This window comes from Moritella sp. Urea-trap-13 (assembly GCF_002836355.1).
Taxonomy (GTDB): domain Bacteria; phylum Pseudomonadota; class Gammaproteobacteria; order Enterobacterales; family Moritellaceae; genus Moritella.
This window is the reverse complement of the sequence record NZ_PJCA01000031.1, coordinates 233127-251058: the sequence shown is the minus strand read 5'-3', so window position 1 is coordinate 251058 and position 17932 is coordinate 233127. Positions and strand designations below refer to the sequence as shown.

General features: G+C 41.8%; 14 protein-coding genes. 4 read left to right on the top strand and 10 right to left on the bottom strand.

Annotated features, from left to right (window positions below):
- Nucleotides 1-20 precede the first annotated feature (20 nt).
- The 5 genes from nspC to CXF93_RS09140 all read right to left on the bottom strand — a co-directional run bounded on the left by nspC (nucleotide 21) and on the right by CXF93_RS09140 (nucleotide 7254).
- Complete coding sequence (nspC, locus tag CXF93_RS09160; protein ID WP_101062163.1) at nucleotides 21-1190, bottom strand: carboxynorspermidine decarboxylase; 1170 nt, start codon at nucleotides 1188-1190, stop codon at nucleotides 21-23.
- Entirely contained in the window at nucleotides 1190-2410 is a 1221-nt protein-coding gene (locus CXF93_RS09155; RefSeq protein ID WP_101062162.1) for a carboxynorspermidine synthase, read from the bottom strand. The genes nspC and CXF93_RS09155 overlap by 1 nt, the downstream gene beginning before the upstream one ends.
- Nucleotides 2411-2523: 113 nt before the next feature.
- Complete coding sequence (locus CXF93_RS09150) at nucleotides 2524-4071, bottom strand: aspartate aminotransferase family protein (protein ID WP_101062161.1); 1548 nt, start codon at nucleotides 4069-4071, stop codon at nucleotides 2524-2526.
- 430 nt (nucleotides 4072-4501) lie between these two features.
- Entirely contained in the window at nucleotides 4502-5776 is a 1275-nt protein-coding gene (locus CXF93_RS09145; protein WP_101062160.1) for a hypothetical protein, read from the bottom strand.
- Nucleotides 5777-6129: 353 nt separating this feature from the next.
- Nucleotides 6130-7254 (bottom strand): DNA alkylation repair protein, encoded by a 1125-nt coding sequence (locus tag CXF93_RS09140; RefSeq protein ID WP_101062159.1) that lies wholly within the window; start codon nucleotides 7252-7254, stop codon nucleotides 6130-6132.
- Nucleotides 7255-7602: 348 nt separating this feature from the next.
- Here CXF93_RS09140 and CXF93_RS09135 point away from each other — a divergent pair, with 348 nt between their 5' ends.
- From CXF93_RS09135 to CXF93_RS09120, 4 genes are all read left to right on the top strand, one after another.
- Nucleotides 7603-8052 carry an SMI1/KNR4 family protein gene (locus tag CXF93_RS09135; protein ID WP_101062158.1) on the top strand — a complete coding sequence of 150 codons (450 nt, stop codon included), beginning with the start codon at nucleotides 7603-7605 and terminating at the stop codon, nucleotides 8050-8052.
- 62 nt (nucleotides 8053-8114) lie between these two features.
- On the top strand, nucleotides 8115-8987 hold the full coding sequence (locus CXF93_RS09130; protein WP_101062157.1) for an MYG1 family protein: 873 nt from the start codon (nucleotides 8115-8117) through the stop codon (nucleotides 8985-8987).
- A gap of 78 nt (nucleotides 8988-9065) precedes the next feature.
- Entirely contained in the window at nucleotides 9066-12170 is a 3105-nt protein-coding gene (locus tag CXF93_RS09125) for an ABC transporter transmembrane domain-containing protein (protein ID WP_101062156.1), read from the top strand.
- A 131-nt stretch (nucleotides 12171-12301) separates the two neighbouring features.
- The gene (locus CXF93_RS09120) at nucleotides 12302-13225 is read left to right on the top strand and encodes a DUF368 domain-containing protein (RefSeq protein WP_101062155.1); all 924 of its coding nucleotides are present in this window, start codon (nucleotides 12302-12304) and stop codon (nucleotides 13223-13225) included.
- Nucleotides 13226-13309: 84 nt separating this feature from the next.
- Here the strand turns inward: CXF93_RS09120 and CXF93_RS09115 are convergent, their stop codons facing one another.
- The 5 genes from CXF93_RS09115 to nrfC all read right to left on the bottom strand — a co-directional run bounded on the left by CXF93_RS09115 (nucleotide 13310) and on the right by nrfC (nucleotide 17931).
- A complete protein-coding gene (locus tag CXF93_RS09115) occupies nucleotides 13310-13756 on the bottom strand; it encodes a cytochrome c-type biogenesis protein CcmH (protein ID WP_101062154.1) in 447 nt (148 codons plus the stop codon).
- Nucleotides 13757-13766: 10 nt separating this feature from the next.
- The gene (locus CXF93_RS09110; RefSeq protein ID WP_101062153.1) at nucleotides 13767-14324 is read right to left on the bottom strand and encodes a DsbE family thiol:disulfide interchange protein; all 558 of its coding nucleotides are present in this window, start codon (nucleotides 14322-14324) and stop codon (nucleotides 13767-13769) included.
- Nucleotides 14311-16188, bottom strand: coding sequence for a heme lyase CcmF/NrfE family subunit (locus CXF93_RS09105; RefSeq protein ID WP_101062151.1), 1878 nt, complete (start codon nucleotides 16186-16188; stop codon nucleotides 14311-14313). The genes CXF93_RS09110 and CXF93_RS09105 overlap by 14 nt, the downstream gene beginning before the upstream one ends.
- A gap of 91 nt (nucleotides 16189-16279) precedes the next feature.
- The gene (gene nrfD / locus CXF93_RS09100) at nucleotides 16280-17248 is read right to left on the bottom strand and encodes a cytochrome c nitrite reductase subunit NrfD (protein ID WP_101062149.1); all 969 of its coding nucleotides are present in this window, start codon (nucleotides 17246-17248) and stop codon (nucleotides 16280-16282) included.
- Nucleotides 17245-17931, bottom strand: coding sequence for a cytochrome c nitrite reductase Fe-S protein (gene nrfC / locus CXF93_RS09095; RefSeq protein WP_101062147.1), 687 nt, complete (start codon nucleotides 17929-17931; stop codon nucleotides 17245-17247). The genes nrfD and nrfC overlap by 4 nt, the downstream gene beginning before the upstream one ends.
- Between the last annotated feature and the right edge of the window lies 1 nt (nucleotide 17932).

Genomic DNA, 17932 nt, shown 5'->3' with positions numbered 1-17932 from the left:
GTTGCTGACAATCGGCAAGATTAAGCTTTGCCCAAGGTCGCTTTGAAATCCTGATAATCAAATTGATTCAGGGTTTCTATTTTACCTTCAACACCGTCAATCGTCGCACGTTGAAAATAAATGCTTGGCATTTTTAGGCCGTTGAACCAGTTCAGTTTCACCATGGTGTAACCGGCTGAATCTTTAATCGTTAAACGATCACCGACTTGTAATGCCTGTGGGAAATTGGCTTCGCCAAATATATCTCCAGCCAAACATGAACAACTGCCAATAATGTAAGGATGCAAGCCATATTCAGTTGCTTCAGCAAAACTTGCCGGCTCGTTATAGATAAGGGTATCTAAACGGTGTGCTTCCGTTGCACTATCAACAATCGCTGTTTTCTTATCATTTTCAACGATGTCTAATACCGATACTACAAGGTCTGTGGTATCCGTGATAACCGCTTCACCTGGTTCAAGATACAGCTGTACTTGGTGTTTTTCAGCAAAGGCTTTCAGTGCTAATGCTAATTCAGCCACTGGATAACCAGGGTAAGTGAAGAACAACCCACCACCCAAACTCACCCAAGATACTTGATCTAAGTGCGCTGAAAACTGCTCTGAAATTGTGTTAAGGATGGTGTTATAAGCAACAAAATCCTTGTTTTCACAATTCATGTGGAACATCAAACCATCAAGTTTAGCGACAGTTTCAGCTGTTAGCCCCGCTTTTTTAACACCTAAGCGAGAATAAGCACGAGCAGGATCTGCAAGATCTTGCCCTGCGTAACTCACTTCAGGGTTAATGCGTAAACCGACACTGCTTGTAGCGTTCAACAAAGGTTGCATACGCTCAAGTTGTGAAACCGAGTTAAAAATAATCTTATCGGCAATATCACGTACCGCGATCACGTCATCTTCGCTGTAACCCACGCTGTAAGCATGTGTTTCACCGGGAAACGTCTCGTGGCCTAGCTGCACTTCATACGGACCACTGCTGGTTGTACCGTCTAAATATTTGCTGATGGTATCGAATGTTCCCCATGTAGAGAAACACTTCAACGCTAACACCAATTTCACATCCGATAGGTCTTTTAACTGCTTGCAGATCTCAAGATTACGCAACAGTTTATCTTCATGAATAATGAAATACGGGGTTTTCAGCGGCGCATTAAGCGCCCCTGCTACAGTTGTATTAACTGCCGACATTACTCGCAGTCCAGCTCTTGAACTTCCCATGTTAGACCAATGCGTGGCATCAATTCTAAGAAGTCATCTGGGTTAAGCTGTTCTACGTTGAACAAACCAACATCGCTCCACTTACCTTGGAAGTAAAGTAGTGCGGCCGTGATTGCAGGAACGCCCGTTGTGTAAGAAATCGCTTGATGCTCAACTTCTTTATATGCTTCTTCGTGGTCGCAGATGTTATATACGAATACGCTACGTGGCTTACCCGCTTTTGTACCACGAACCCATGTACCGATACATGTTTTGCCCGTGTAACCTTCTGCTAGTGACGTTGGATCTGGTAAGATCGCTTTTAATACTTTCAGTGGTTCAACCGTAATACCGTCAGTTGTTGTAACAGGTACTTGGCTTAATAAACCAATGTCGCGCATTACGTTGAAGTAGTTAAGGTAGTTATCAGAGAAACCCATCCAGAATTCAATACGTTTTGCAGGAATGAATTCTGCTAAAGAACGTACTTCATCGTGCGCCATTGAGTAAACTTTTTGCTGACCAACAACTGGGAAATCAAATTCCATTACGCGGCTGTGGCATGGAACTTGATGCCATTCTTTGTTTTCGTAGTAGAACGAGTCGCCTAAGATCTCTAACATGTTTGTTTCTGGATCAAAGTTAGTTGCAAAGCGTTGACCGTGATCACCCGCGTTTACATCCATTACGTCGATGCTGTCGATTTCATCGAATAAATGCTTGTATGCATACGTTGCGAATACGCTTACTACGCCTGGATCAAAACCAGCGCCTAGGATACCTGTGATACCCGCTTTTACGAAGTCTTCACGGAATGCCCATTGTGGATCATAAGCTTCAGGTACTTGCTGACCTTCGCTGCATAAATCCGTTGCTACCGATGTGTCTAGGTAAGCGGTTTTAGTCGCGACACACGCAGCCATGATTGCTACGTTAACCCACGGAGGACCGGCATTGATTACTAGGTCTGGATTTATTTCTTCGATAAGTGCGATTAGTTCATCTTTGTTATCAACGTTGATTTGACGAGAAACTAAGCTGCGGCTCTTGTCTTTTAAGTTGTCACGGTGGTGAACACTAGTGATGATTTTGTCACATTTAGCGATTGTGCGTGACGCAATGGTAATGTCACCAAACACGTCATTGTTTTGAGCACATTTATGCGCAATAACCCAACCAACACCACCAGCACCAATTTGTAATACAGACATATCTATTCCTTAAACTTATTCTTTTATAATTTAAATTAACCAATAAACACCGATGTTTATGGCTTAATATTGTTTTTGCTACTGCTATTAATTACTGCTATCAATTATTGCTATTAATTACAGGTATAAGCTTGCTGAGCAGCAAAGTCAGCGATTTTAGTAAACAGACTTTCAAAATCTGTTAGCTGTAAACATGGATTCAAAATTGTTAATTTAAGACAGGTATAACCATTAATTTTGGTTTCGCCTAGTACGGCTTGCCCTGCTGTTAACAGATCTAAACGCAAACGCTGATTGACCATGCTGATTTTTTCTTCATGTTCAGTACTTACGTCGCTGTTTATAGATAGATGATTGTATCTGAACAATACTGTGCTTAATTGCGGTTGTGCTAACAGTTCAAACTTATCCGTTGCAGTCACTAACGCGCCGACATCTTGCGTTAAGCTAATAAGGTGATCGTACATAGCACCAAATTTATCGGTACCCAACGCTTGCATAGACATCAGCAGTTTTAACGCATCAAAGCGTTTAGTCGTAGCAATTGATTTATCCACCAAGTTTGGCAACTCGTCAGTTTCACGATTTAAGTAATCAGCGTGATGCAGCAAGTATTTGAAGTTGTGGTTATCACGGATAAGTAATGCACCACAGCTAATCGGTTGGAAGAACAACTTGTGGAAATCGGTACTGATTGAATCAGCCAACTCAATACCAGCCAAACGATCTTTGTGTGAACTTAGGATCAATGCGCCGCCGTATGCACCATCAACATGGAACCACATATTATGTTGTTCACTAATAGCCGCAATCGCTTGCAAGTCATCAATCGCACCAAGGTCTGTGGTGCCGGCAGTACCAACAACACAGAATGGCATCAAGTCTTGTGACTGTAGATCAGCAATCGTGCTATTCAATGCGTTAATATCTAAGCAACCAAATTCATCAGTCGCGACAGTGATCACTGCACGTTCACCCAGTCCCATTAACGAGGCTGATTTTTGCACGGTAAAATGGCTGGTGTGTGAACATAGAATGCGTAGTTTTTTTGCGTAACTTGGTAAACCGTCTTTCTGAACGCTTTCACCTGAGATTTGCTCTACCGCGCGGTCACGTGCCAATAGCAGACCCATTAAGTTACTTTGCGTGCCACCACTGGTGAACACACCGTCAGCGCCATTGTTGGTCGCTGATTGCTTAAGGTCATAACCAAACAGTTCACACAACCAATCTGTCATTTTCTGTTCAACGTAAGTTGCAGAAGACGCTTGGTCCCATGAATCCATTGATTGATTTAGTGCCGAGATAATTGTTTCAGCAGCCAGCGCAGGGATTAACGGTGGCGTATGTAAATGCGCAATACAGTGCGGATGTTGCACGATAATGGCATTTTTACCGATCAGGTTAACATTGTTGGTGATAATGTCAGCTAACGGGGCAATCGGTGCTTTGCCAATTGGCATCGCCATAATTTGCTCGTTTAGCTGCGCAGGCTCAAGCCCTGAATACGGCGCTTCAACAGCGGTAAACATAGCTGATAATTCACGTGCAGAATGCTCGATAGCGTTAAGGTAATGTGGTTGTGCTTTAGGATCTAGCTGTACGAATACATCAGACCAATCACTGTTGTGATTTGAGTTTTGGTTTGGATTTTTCATCATTCTTCAAATTTTAAATAAAAAAATGCATATTCGAGAGCTAAGTCGCGCTAAAAGCGGAGGGTAAAACAAACGAACAGGTAAGTTGCGCAGAGCAACCGATAGAAAATGCTAGATTTTAGGCAAAGCGGTAAAGCGCTCGCGCTAATCAGAGATCAGAAGTACGGTAGGGAAATACGAAATGTGTGATTAATGACTTGTATCACTGTATTTTAGAGTCCATATAAAAATAAAATAATCGAGAAGCTCGATTTGATGACGGCAATTTAATTTAAATGTTATCGAGATGCAAGTTTTTTATGTTATCAGTGTGATGAATTAACCTATAAATACAAACGTGTTTGGTTATAACAACTACACCTATAACAAATAAAGCGCAGTAAGACTTTTCGCCTCGCTGCGCTTTTATGACTATTGCCGTTGATTGGTCGATTTATTCCGCAGCAGATATGACACTATTGTCTAAGGTAGTAGCTTCATCTTTAGCTTCTGCAATCACTTCTTCTGTCGCTTTTGCAATCACTTCTTCTGTGGCTTTTGCAATCGCTTCTTCTGCAGCTTTTGCAATCGCTTGTTCTGTCGCTTTTGCAATCGCTTCTTCTTTCGCTTTTGCAACCGCTTCTTCTGTGGCTTTTGCAATCGCTTCTTCTTTCGCTTTTTCAATCACTTCATTAGCTGTTTTTTCGGCTAAAACCGCTGTAGCTAGTTTTGCTTTCAGGCCGTTGATCTCGGTAGCTTGTTCAGCTAATTGGTCATTAATGTCACTTTCAAAACGTGTCATTTGCTGCGCATAAGAAAGACTTGAAACATCTTGTTCAATAACGCTAAGAGATAGCTTTTCAAAAGCGTTACGATAACGCAGTGCTATATTTTCACTGTCATCAGAATCGATACTGTTTATCCAGCTAACTTCTGCGCTGACATTGCTAGCTCTGGTCAGATCACTCTCAACAGTACTAACTAAGTTATTAATCACCTCACTGTTACGAGGTGCTAAGTTAATACTGTCATTTAATTTAACGAGAGCGCCTTTAACTTGCGCATAACTCTTAGGTATTAAGTCCTGATCTACCTTTTGTGATAGTGCTAACAGCGGTGCATAATGAGTGCTTTTAACCATTTTGATTTCAAGTTTTAACATTCTCGCTTGAATATTTGCACGGCGTGTTTCAAAACCACTTGTCTTGCCTTCATCTTCGATGTCTTCAATAATATCGTTAATGCTGTTATTAATGTTTTTAAGTTCGCTTTGCCATTGTGTCTGTATTTTTGATGATAAATAATCTGCATCCGCTAAAGATTTGGCTAAATAATTAGAAACGAGGCCTTTAATTCGACGAGCTTTGTCTAAAGATGCTTGCGTATTGTCAATCTGCGTGAGTACTTCACTCTCAGTTGGTCCACCAAAAAAACCTTGATCATTTGGATCGAATTCAGCGACAAGCGTTCGCATTTTTTTGATTGATTCATTAACGCTAGTCCAACTGGCTGGTGCGTAATAAGCGTAACGCTCATTTTGAGCTGATAAATAATTCTGTTCAACTTGCGTAGCAGACTTAGTCACTTTTTGACTAGAAAGTAACATTACGTCATTAGGCTCTATCTTATTTGTTACGCTTAAGTTTACTGATGTTTCTGGTGTTGTTGAAGCACACCCTGATAATCCCACAATGGCAATCACCGCTGTCGCTAGTATTGTCTTTTTCACTTTATATCCACATAAATTTATACACTAAGCCAAATACTACTCAATAAGCATTACCACCTCAACATATAAGTAACAGTGAATACGACAGAACTGCGATAAAAATATACCAAACAATTACAAACCAAATAATTAAGTTACAAAATGTTGATAATATAGTGTTTTAGTTTACTGTAACTGGTGAGGGAGAGTAAGAAGGCGAAATAGATAAAGTTCAATATCTTGGATCCAACAATAATAAAGCCAGTCACCCTTGCCTTGAAATCGGTTAAAAATCAAGCAGGTATTGGTAAAGCAATCTACCGATCAACTATCCCCCAAACGAGCTGATTCAATAAACTGAAGTTGAACATAAATTAATCCATTAATTCAAAACTATACAGTAGCTTTTCTTCTGAGCTAATGCCTGACTCTTGGCCATTAATGATGATAGTCAGTTTGTGTATGCCTAAATGAAATACACGAGTACTAATCACTTTAAAACTTTGATGACGGCTTAGTTGTTCTTGAGTATTCCCAGCGATTATACGTTCACTAATTTTAAATACTTTCCGCGCTAAGCTGCCATTTTTCTTGAGGTAATATAGGCCATATTCCAAACGTAATTTCTGGGGCTGATTATTGGTATTCTCAATCGTAAAATCAAAATGGAGCTTATCCCCTACTTTCACAACAGGGGTGGTTATCGCCATTGCGGTTAGCTTTATCAAGTCTTGTTGAAAACCGAACAATGCCATAATGTCTGGCTGAGCTTGTTTAAGTAAAGTGCGGCACGCATGTTTGACTAGTTTATCAGTCTCTTCGTTATGACCTAACCATTGCGTTGCAATCTGAACTACAACATCGCTGTTATCTTTAGCAATATCATTTAAGTTATTCGCCACACTGCGTCTAACCACTTCACATTCATCTTGTTTTAATGCCGTTAAAATCGGCAGTAAAGGCGAAGGGTTATTTTTTAATTCCGGCAATGCCATCGCCCAAGGCAATCGAGGTCGAGAGCCTTCACTGGCTAAGCGTCGTACATGGCGACTTTCGTGTGTCGTCCATGTTTGCATCTGTGCGAGCATTTCTGCTGAATAACGAATGATGAAAGGCCTTACAGCAAACTCACAACTGGTATATTGGGTTACAAATTCAAAACCATCAACAGCACGGTCATAATCGTCAATGCCATACATTTCGATATAAGCAGGTAGGAACATGTACTCTATACTTTGCTCTTTAATCCCCTGCTCGCGCAATTCCTCAATGATACTTTTAAGCACGCCTACTGCAATACTAAAATCAACCGGCATAAAATAATGCAGGACTTCAGCGGTATGATGCATGCGCTGTTTTAGCTCATAGTCTGCAAAGCACTCATTAAAGATCATCTGGTTAAATTTAACCGTATCAAACTCAGGTAAGACCTTGGTTAATACCCCCGAGAATTGATCATAAAATGCCGGACAATAAACGTCTTTAAATAACTCAGCCATAAGTAACTCTCATCCTAATGCTAATCAATGCGGCGATTTTCAAACTGTATAAGTAAAATCGTAGAGCTAAAACTATATAGGAAGTGTGCAATAATTAAAATATTTTAACGAGAGGGATAAGAATACAACGTAGTTTAATAGGCATAACAATCGACCGACATCCTTGAACATAACGCAATGTGGCGGTTTATAAAACGATAGCGAGATAACAGCATCCAAACTCTCGATAAATCAATAATTAATTGAATCGTATGGTTATCCTGTGTATCTTGTTTTCATTATAAAATTAAGGTGGTTTTTATCTTCAATCCCGATAATTACCTGTTAGTAGTCTTGGAGTATTCCTAAATGAATAGCATTGATCAATTTGTAAAAAACTGGGGCAGTAAAAATGCCATGGTACCAATAAATATTGATGATATTGCAGAGCTTGAACTAAAATTAAAAGGTGTTTTACCTGACTCATATAAATATTTAATATCTACCTATGGTTTGGTTCACACACCCAATGTACTAACTAAAATTTGCGATTTAAATTCAGATGTTTCTGACGTACAAGATTTCTTAAGCCTAGAAGATGTAGCGTCACTATCACAGTTATATGAAATGAGTGGCATGCCAAAGGGACACATTTTGTTTGCCTCGGATTGTAAGGGCAACATGTTTTGTTTCAAACTGAGTGATTGTGAGAGCAAGCAAACAGATGCTCCGGTATGGTTTTTTAACTATAGCGCTGGTACCGTTACCCACGTATCTTCGTCTTTCAGCGAATGGTTAGACCAATTCAATGAACTTTAATAAAATTTAATGTTGCATTTAACGAGCAGCGCCTCTTTCCCCTTTCTAAAATGACACTAAAAATGAATGATAAAACGATAGCAACTCACAACGGTAAGTTTCATGCAGATGATGTTTTCAGTATCGCAACACTGACACACATTTTCCCTTCTTTTAACCTCGTGCGTACACGTGATTTAAACGTGATTGGCGAAGCTGATATTGTGATCGATGTCGGTGGTGAATATGATCCCGAAACAGGTCGCTTTGATCATCATCAACGTGGTGGTGCAGGCCAACGCGAAAATGGTATTCCCTACTCTTCATTTGGTTTAATTTGGCAAAAATATGGCTTAGAAATATGCCAAGGGAACCAAGAGATCGCAGACGCTGTCGACGCAGGCTTAGTGTCTACGATTGATGCCATCGATTGTGGTCACGTTGAAGGTGTTGCTCAAGGTATAAGCCTTAGCCAAACGATTTCAATGTTTAACCCTACTTGGCAAGAAGATGGCGACTTTGATGCGTGTTTTGATGAAGCGGTTGCTTTTGCAGCGCGTATTCTAACCCGCTTCATCGCATCTGCTGCGGGTGGCATTAATGCAAAAGATATTGTCGCTGAAGCGATTGATAACGCCAGCGATCCAAAAGTGATTGTATTAGAGCAGTATACGCCGTGGAAAACAGCGGTTTTAACGTTAGCGCCTGAAGCTTTATTCATGGTTTATCCATCTCAGTCTGGTAAATGGACAATTCAAGCGGTACCTGTTGAACTCGGTTCATTCGAAGACAGAAAGTCACTGCCAAAACCATGGGCTGGTTTATCTGATAAGGCGTTCAAAGACATCACCGGTCTTGATGATGCTTTGTTCTGCCATAACGGTTTGTTTATTGCTGGTGCAGATTCATTTGCAAGTATCATGAAAATGGCTGCAATGGCACTGCAAGCAGAATAAAAAGTTCGATTAGTAATAGCGTCATCGTCATTAAAAGACCAGCATTGTCATAACTAACTCAGCAAGAGGACACGGAAAATGGAAAAGAGCCTTTTTCAGTTTATCTGGAAATATTCAAAACGAAATCAGCTGATTCTATCAGCTGTCACGCTCCTGACATTTCCGATCCTGTACATATCGCTAGAGCTGCCTAAGCGCATAATCAATGATGCTATTGGCGGCACTGGCGAAGATGTTTCAGTGCTTGGGGTGATATTAAGTCAGACCGAGTTCTTGATGGCGCTTTGTATTGGTTTTCTATTTGCCGTATTGGCCAATGGCTTATTGAAGATGAAGTTAAACACCATGAAAGGTGTTCTGGCGGAGCGATTATTAAGGCGCTTTCGTTTTCAACTTGTCACTCGGATTTTAAGATTTCCACGCTCATATTTCCGCACCACAAGCCAAGGTGAACTGGTGTCGATGGTGACGTCTGAAGCTGAGCCTATGGGCTCCTTAATGGGCGATATGCTGTCACGTCCTATCCTGCAAACAGGGCAGATGCTGACCATTCTAGCTTTCCTATTTGCCCAGAGCTTCTGGTTTGGCCTCGCATCTATCACGTTGATCCCATTACAGGCATGGATCATTCCCAAATTACAGCGTCAGATTAATTTGTTGAATAAAGCTCGAATACAGGAAATTCGCAAATTAGCTGCAGATATTGGCGAAACAGCTGCTGGCGTCAGCGATATTCGAATGAACGGCGGAATACGTCATCGACAGTCCTTATTTTCCAATCGTTTGGGCAACCTGTTCGGCATTCGCTTCGAGATTTATCAAAAGAAATTCTTCATGAAGTTCCTGAATAATTTCATCAATCAATTAACGCCATTCTTTTTCTACTCTGTTGGTGGTTATTTAGCGATTCAAGGAGAGATAACTGTCGGCGCACTGGTTGCCGCACTAGCCGCTTACAAAGACTTGTCATCGCCTTGGAAAGAGTTGCTGGCTTATTACAACCAAACCCAAGATATGGCGCTACGCTGGGAAGTCGTTACCGAACGCTTCTCATCAAAAACATTAGTAAACGATGCTTTATTTGATGGCGAGCCTGATACCAAAACCTGCCTTAATGGTGACATTGAACTGAAAAACGTAACGGTACGTGATGAAGATGGCCATGCCATATTAGAAGATATTAACCTGACCATCCCCAACGGTGCACGTGTTGCCATTAAGACAAATAATGAGGCTACGGCCCTCGCCTTTGCTGATTTGTTAACCCGCGAAGTTATCCCACAGCGAGGCTCCGTGACGATAGCGGGACATGAGATGAATGATTTGCATCAAACCGTCGTGGCTAATCGTATCGGCTATGCCAATTCCAAACCGTATATTTTTAAAGGTACGCTGGGTGAAAACCTGTTAATGCCATTTAATTATCAGCCTGTGCTTGGTTCGGACATTTCGGTTGATATCACCGATTGGCAACAAGAGTCTGCGCGCGCTGGTAATAGTATCGACCCATTCGAATCGAACTGGGTTGTTCCGCAAACGGCCGGTTTTCAATCATATGATGAGATCAAAGACTGGTGGTTCCAATTAGTTGAAGCTATGGGCACCGACGAGATAATCGTGCGCCGAGGATTACGTTCACGTCTTGATCCAAACACCCAAAACGAGCTGGTAGAAGCGATTGTGCAGTTGCGACCAGAAATTGCTAAGCGGTTAGCAAATGCTGGTCTCGATGATATCGTACATACCTTTCACCCTGATAAATTCAATCCAGTGACACCTTTGGGGAGCAACCTGCTGTATGCAGTTCCCACAAAGATGCTGACCCAAATAAGCTTGTCACAAGAAGATAATTTCGTACAAATGCTACAGGACGAAGGCATTGCGGACTATCTTGCACATATGTCTGCCAATCTAATCGAAGGGCTGACTGAAACCTTTGGCACCGATGGTACAGACCATCCATTATTTCGCCGTTTGAATATGGATGAAAACCTTTATCATCGTCTTAGAGTGATAGTAGCCAAACGCCGTTTAGTTGGTCAAAGTGGCTTGTCGTATGAAGATTTTGCATTGATGTTGACCGTACCTTTTGCGTTTTCTGCCGAGCAGATTGGGCCATCGTTCACTGAATTGTTCAAAGCACGGATTTTACAAATTCGTAAGAAGAGTGCGGCAGAGATGGTGGAAAAACTGGACGGTTTATTCAAGCCAATTGACCCACAACAATACTTTCCGGTTATGTCGGTACTTGGTAATGCCATTTTCGGACGAGTTTCAAGTTTGGCAGGAGCCCGAGAAAAATTAATTGAAGATACGGTTGTTGATGTTCTGAAGGAACACGGCTTAAGAAGATTGGTTGCGCAATCCTTATATGATGTTGCGACAACTCAGGGTGGAGAAAATCTGCCTGCGATTTTCAGAGAACGTCTAGCTTTCAGCCGTGCAGGGATAAAAAAACCCGATATTCTGATCCTTAGAAATGCATTAGCGAGCCACGAAGGTAATGCGCGTGCGCTAACGCGACAACGTATTAGTGAATTGATGCCTGAAACTACCCAAATTTTCATTGAAAATTACTTCCTCAGCCCAGAAAGTTTCGATTTATTCGTCGAAATTGTTGATGGACGTATTGATGGTATTGCTCGTCAAGATGAGCCTGAAGATGATGATGCGCGTCAGGATTTAAAACGCAAGTTACGCGTGGTTGCACAAACCGACTTATTTTCAGAACTGGATCTCAAACAACAACGCCTGCTGGCATTTAGTGCGCAATGGTACAAAGCAAAACCAGGACAAGTCATTTTTAGTGCGGGAGAAGAAGCGGATGCTTCTTATCTGTGTGTTAAGGGATCATCAGGTCTATATTGGCCAGCAAGTGCGGGTGAACAACGCTTGGTATCCGAAATTTTACCTGGGCGCTTAATCGGTGATTTGGCCGTTATTCATAACTCGCCACGGCTATTAGATTTAATTGCGATAGAAGACTGCGTATTTCTACGTATTGGCGCTAGTGAGTTGTTGGCCGTGATAGAAAATGACGCAATGGTGGCAGCAAACCTACTGCGTTCCGTTGCTGGGCACTTATCAGAGACAGCCACAAGCCTACGGGCAATGCGCGCATTTGCGATTGAACGTGGTGTCGATTTCACTGCATTAGATGAAAAGGATAATAACCACAATTGATAATTATCTAACTAACGCATGGTATTTGTAGTAAATACAAAAAAGTATCTACTGTTATGACATTTTTTTCACTCAAACAGTTTATAATGTTGTCAAACTTATCCCTTAATTAATAAAGCAGACGGAAAATAATGAGTAAAGTTTCTATCTTTCTAAAAGGCATGGCGATGGGTGCAGCAGACGTTGTACCAGGCGTATCGGGCGGTACTATTGCCTTCATTACCGGAATTTACGATACTCTGTTGGGTAGTATTAGTCGCATAACCCCACGTCTAATCGGTATGATCCGCAAGGACGGTTTAAAAGCAGCGTTTGATTACATCAATGGAACATTCTTGATTGTGTTATTAGCGGGTATCCTGACGAGTATTTTTACACTAGCGCGTATTATCACTTGGATGCTAAATACCCACCCCATTCCACTGTGGTCTTTCTTCTTCGGTTTAATCATCATCTCAGTCAACCACATGTTTAAGCAGGTTAAGTTCTGGAAAGTCAGCCGTATTGTGGCAGTACTTGCCGGTATTAGTTTTGCTTATAGCATTACCGTGCTGCAACCGCTTAACCTTGAACCAACATCAATCAATATCTTACTTGCAGGTTCAATTGCCATTTGTGCCATGATCTTACCGGGCATCTCAGGTAGCTTCATCTTACTGATGTTAGGTATGTATGCACCGGTCCTTGCTGCGGCAAAGTCTCTCGACATTATCACGCTAGGTACGTTTGCCGTAGGTTGTGTCATCGGTCTGCTGACATTCTCGCATGTACTTACATGGGTACTAAAACACTACCACGATATCGCGTTGACATTTTTAACCGGGTTAATGATAGGTACACTTGGAAAAGTATGGCCATGGAAAGAAACACTAACCTGGCGTACTAACTCCAGTGGTCTTGAAGTGCCGCTATTAGAGCGCAATCTTTCACCATTTAGCTTTGAACAAGTGACAGGCCAACCGGCATTATTAGCCTATGCGATTGTGGCGATGCTTATCGCGATTGGTCTTATTCTCTTACTTGAAAAAACGGCGAGTAAATCACTATCTAACTAGTTTAAATAGACGCTAAAATCATAACTAACAACCGAATAGTATTATAATTTGGTTGTTAGTTAAAAATATAAACGAAGACCCGTATCAAACCACTATCGACGCTTTTACTTTGCGGTATCCCAACCAAGCGAACAGGCCAATAAAGAACACAGGCCCAAGCCAGAGGATATAGGTTCTCGGTTCAAACTTAGGTTTATACAACACCATATCACCAAAACGACTCGTCATAAAATCAATCACTTGAGCGTCGGTCTCACCTTTATTAACCATCATATAGACCGCTAAACGTAAGTCTTTCGCTATCGGAGAATTAGACTCCATCAAGTTTTGGTTTTTACATTGCGGACAACGTAATTGGCGAGCCAAATGCATAGCCCGATTTTGTGTATCAATAGAATTAAACGCAAACACCTCGACCGATTGCGTTGCTTCAACACCCGAATCACGAGTATTACTCGCTAGTGGTTGTGCAGATAAAGGCAATGTGGTGAACATCGCTAGCATGAGCATATACGCTGATAATCGCTTCATTTAGACTCCCCTAACCTGCTTGTTGCGTTAGTAACGCTTGGATAAATGGTTGGAAATAACGTAGCCAAACTTTTTCATCCAATGCGCCAGAATAACGAAACAGCACAATACCTTGGCTATCTAACAGGTAAGTTTCCGGCGTAGCAATAACCCCCATATCCAAAGCAAGTTTGCCATCGGGATCAAAGATCGTGACCTCATAAGGATTACCCAACGTGTTTAGTACTTGATTCGCATCAGCGCGATCGTCACGATAATTTAAACCGACAATGCGTATGTCGTCTTTAACCACCAGCTGCATTAAAAAATCATGTTCACTTTGACAAACTGCGCACCAAGAAGCCCAGACATTTAATAAGGTGAACTTTTTATTCGTTTGGAACACGGTATTATTTATTAACTCCGTATTCGAACTTAAACTACTGGCGGTGAAAGTGGGGATCGATGCTCCAACCAAAACAGAAGGCGTCACTTGTTGTTCTTGGGACGTTAACGCAAACATCATCAAGGTAACAAATAGCAGCCCCAACAAACTCGGCAGTATTAACTTCAATTTATGATTTAGCATAACGCCGTCCTATCGCCAACATACCACCAAGCATCATCATCATACTCCCTGCCCATAACCAATTAATAAACGCTTTATTTTGTACTCGAATAGCATAAGCGTCGCGGTCAATCTTCTCACCCATGGTAATGTAGATATCCCGTAGCCAAGTTGAATGAATAGCAGGCTCGCTCATGTTCATCACCCGCACTGGATAATGACGTTTCTGCGGTTTCAACTGCACCCTATCTCCGTTGTTATCAACCACATCAATTACTGCTTGTTCAGCGGTATAATTAGCCGCAACCAACCATTGTGTTTCCACATAGCTAATAGTTAAATCACCTAGTTTAACAGTACTACCTGGACTCATTTTGGCACTCATCTCGGTCGAATTAAAACTCACCAGTAAGATACCTACAGCAGTAATAGCGACACCAATATGCGCGACAGTCATGGCTAAATTACCCATGCTTACACCAGCCAATAAAGTTGACATCACGATACCAACGCACAATATCAATACTAATAATACATACAGAGACAAGCTTTCATTAAACAAGTAGCTGGCGACAGAACCAATAATAACCGAGGCTAGCCACACTAATACCAGTTTAATCTTTGTGCCATTAAAATGCGTTTTTTGCCAATGAATGAAAGGCGCTATGCACATCAACATAAAACAAAGTAAAGCCAGAGGAACAAATACCGTGTTAAAGAAAGGTGCACCCACAGAAATACTCGCTAGGTTTAATACTTGAAAGATCATCGGGTAAAACGTGCCGAGCAATACCGATAATGTCGCTACGACTAGCAAACCATTCAGCACCAAAAACAGTACTTCCCGGCTAACAATGCTCTGTAATCGTAACGGTTTAATCTTACCACTTTGTAACATGAATAAGGTTAATGGCACTACAACACAAATAGCCAAGATAACTAACAGCACCAGCCCGCGCGTTGGATCGACTGCAAATGCATGTACTGACGTTAAGATCCCTGAACGAACGACAAATGTGCCCAATAAGCTTAAACTAAAGGTGAAAATAGACAGTAATAAGCTCCAGTTAATCAAAGCCTGACGCTTTTCACTGGCGATCAAGGAATGCAGCAATGCAGTACCGGTTAACCAAGGCAGTAAAGAAGCATTTTCAACGGGATCCCAGAACCACCAGCCGCCCCAACCCAGTTCATAATAAGCCCACCAAGAACCCAGCGCGACACCACCGGTTAGCATAACCCAAGCAGCAAGCGTCCAAGCCCGACTCCATTGTGGCCAAGGAATATTAATATCAGGCATGGTTAACGCTGCGACGGCAAAGGCAAAAGCGCCCGAAAATCCAACATAGCCTAAGTACAGTAAGGGCGGATGAAAAATAAGACCTACATCTTGCAACATCGGGTGCAAGTCTCGTCCTTGCATCGGTACAGGAAACAAGCGAGAAAAAGGATTCGAACCTAACAATGTAAATAAACCAAACGCAGCGGTTAATAGACTTAATACAATTAATACTCGGCTGATAAAAGCTTGGTTGTGATTGCGATTCACAAACGCAATCGCCGCCGACCATAATGACAGCGAGAATACCCAAAATAGCAGTGAGCCTTCATGCCCGCCCCATACGGCAGCGATCTTAAAAAATACCGGTAATTGAGAATTAGAATGTTGGGCAATATAATTAACAGAGAAGTCATCGACAGTGAAGCTATAAGCAAGCAGGCAGATAGAGGTAGTCACCGCGATAAACGCAGCATAACTTAATGACCATGAGTAACGGCTTAGCTGTGGTCGTTTCGTCACAATGCCAAACAATGGAATAGCGGCACCGAGAATAGCGCATAGCGTACCAAGAATAAGTGAAAATAATGCAATTTCGGGGATCATAAAGGGATCCATTGGTAATAAAAGAAAACAAAGAGAGCCCAAACGAACTCTCTTAACTTACAGTTAGCTAATCTTTTAACTAAATTTTTAACTAAACAACTGTCATCTGGCCTGCGTACAAAATAAATGTCCGCAGCATTAATACACCAACAAGGCTTAATGAGGTGACTAACAATACAAAGGCTTTGTTATGTTGCGCTTGAGTGGGTACAAAAAAGTTAAGTGCGAGTGGCACTAACATGCCTGCACCAACGACACCATACCAAAACCACGTTGCCCAGAATCCACCGCCAATTGCGGCCATTGCAGCTACTTCATTCTGACCACCACCAAAGATAAGGCCAGTAAAAAACGTCAGCAGTACAAACAGCTCGAATACCACAACCGGGCGTTCAATACTGTGGATCCATTGCACACTCTTGCTGTGGAATGACTCTTTGAAGCCAATAATACCAACTAACAAGCAGGCCGCAGCACCCGAAGACACACTCGAGAAGATAAACAGCACAGGTAGAACGGGGTTATTTAACATCGGATAAGTTTTCAATGCTGATAATAAAAAGCCAGTATAAGCCGCTAGCATCACAGCAAGCAGTGCTAAAAATAGCTCTAACGCATTCTCAAATTTAGCGATTTTGTCTACAATCGGATTAACGAAAGCTAGACGCCCTTTAAACAGCTTCTGTAGCAATACCGCTAGCTCATCTTTAAACATGATTGCGATCCAAGTAAATAAAATAATCATATAAACTTGGAATAAGATCACACCCATCGACATGACTGAGGTTGGGTTAAAGTAAACGAGGATCTTCCAAAATGCTAAAGGCTTCGTTAAGTGAAAAATCAAAATCGTTAAGCCTGATATGATCCCTAATGGCGCTAAGATTGCTGTTGCTTTGATAATACCGTTGGCAGACGCTTGACCTTCAATAACCTTACGTTTCAAATGAATAGCAATGAGTACCATACCCGCCGACATCCCAGTTAAAAACAGGTATATCGCAATGATCCAGTCCCAGACCAATGAATCAAACGTAAACGCACTTACAAATGTATTCATCGTTTTATCTCCCCTTTTGTATCCGCCACTTTGTACAGTTTTGGCTCGGTCCCTAACTCTACTTTCGAGCGGTAAACAGCATTGCTAGCAATCACTTTGTTTATCTCACTCGTCGGATCGTTAAGATCACCAAAGGTCAGTGCTTTGGTCGGACATGATTCTACACAAGCAGGTAATTTACCGGCTTTCAAATTGGTATCACGACAGAAATTACACTTATCTGCAGATTTTGTTTCTGGGTGGAAGAATCGGACTTTATATGGACAAGCTGCTAAGCAATAACCACAACCGACACACTTATCGCTATGTACATCGACAATGCCAGTTTTAAGATCAACATACGATGCGCCCGTCGGACAAACCGTTACACAGGGTGCATTATCACAATGCTGGCAAGACACACGCGTAAATGTGTAATCAACATCAGGATACTCTCCCATCGGCGCGCTACGTTCTATGGTTAGACGTGATACGCCTTCAGGTACATTGTTGGTTTCACGACATGCATCGGTACAAGCGGTACAACCAATACAAGCCGTTTCGTCAAAAACCATACCGTAGCGTTTATCACCGTCTTCTTGTGTTGCTACTAATGATTTTTTACCGAAGGCAACTTTAGAAACACCAGTAGTAAAAATTACCGCACCAGCACCGAGTAATAAATTTCGTCTAGAACAGGCCATG

Excerpts from the sequence above, each read along its gene's own strand:
- CXF93_RS09135 (WP_101062158.1), top strand. The coding sequence starts at position 7,603 with ATGAATAGCATTGATCAATTTGTAAAAAACTGGGGCAGTAAAAATGCC.
- CXF93_RS09105 (WP_101062151.1), bottom strand. The coding sequence starts at position 16,188 with ATGATCCCCGAAATTGCATTATTTTCACTTATTCTTGGTACGCTATGC.
- nrfD (WP_101062149.1), bottom strand. The coding sequence starts at position 17,248 with ATGAATACATTTGTAAGTGCGTTTACGTTTGATTCATTGGTCTGGGAC.
- CXF93_RS09150 (WP_101062161.1), bottom strand. The coding sequence starts at position 4,071 with ATGATGAAAAATCCAAACCAAAACTCAAATCACAACAGTGATTGGTCT.
- CXF93_RS09155 (WP_101062162.1), bottom strand. The coding sequence starts at position 2,410 with ATGTCTGTATTACAAATTGGTGCTGGTGGTGTTGGTTGGGTTATTGCG.
- CXF93_RS09110 (WP_101062153.1), bottom strand. The coding sequence starts at position 14,324 with ATGCTAAATCATAAATTGAAGTTAATACTGCCGAGTTTGTTGGGGCTG.
- CXF93_RS09130 (WP_101062157.1), top strand. The coding sequence starts at position 8,115 with ATGAATGATAAAACGATAGCAACTCACAACGGTAAGTTTCATGCAGAT.
- CXF93_RS09115 (WP_101062154.1), bottom strand. The coding sequence starts at position 13,756 with ATGAAGCGATTATCAGCGTATATGCTCATGCTAGCGATGTTCACCACA.
- nspC (WP_101062163.1), bottom strand. The coding sequence starts at position 1,190 with ATGTCGGCAGTTAATACAACTGTAGCAGGGGCGCTTAATGCGCCGCTG.
- CXF93_RS09120 (WP_101062155.1), top strand. The coding sequence starts at position 12,302 with ATGAGTAAAGTTTCTATCTTTCTAAAAGGCATGGCGATGGGTGCAGCA.
- nrfC (WP_101062147.1), bottom strand. The coding sequence starts at position 17,931 with ATGGCCTGTTCTAGACGAAATTTATTACTCGGTGCTGGTGCGGTAATT.
- CXF93_RS09125 (WP_101062156.1), top strand. The coding sequence starts at position 9,066 with ATGGAAAAGAGCCTTTTTCAGTTTATCTGGAAATATTCAAAACGAAAT.
- CXF93_RS09140 (WP_101062159.1), bottom strand. The coding sequence starts at position 7,254 with ATGGCTGAGTTATTTAAAGACGTTTATTGTCCGGCATTTTATGATCAA.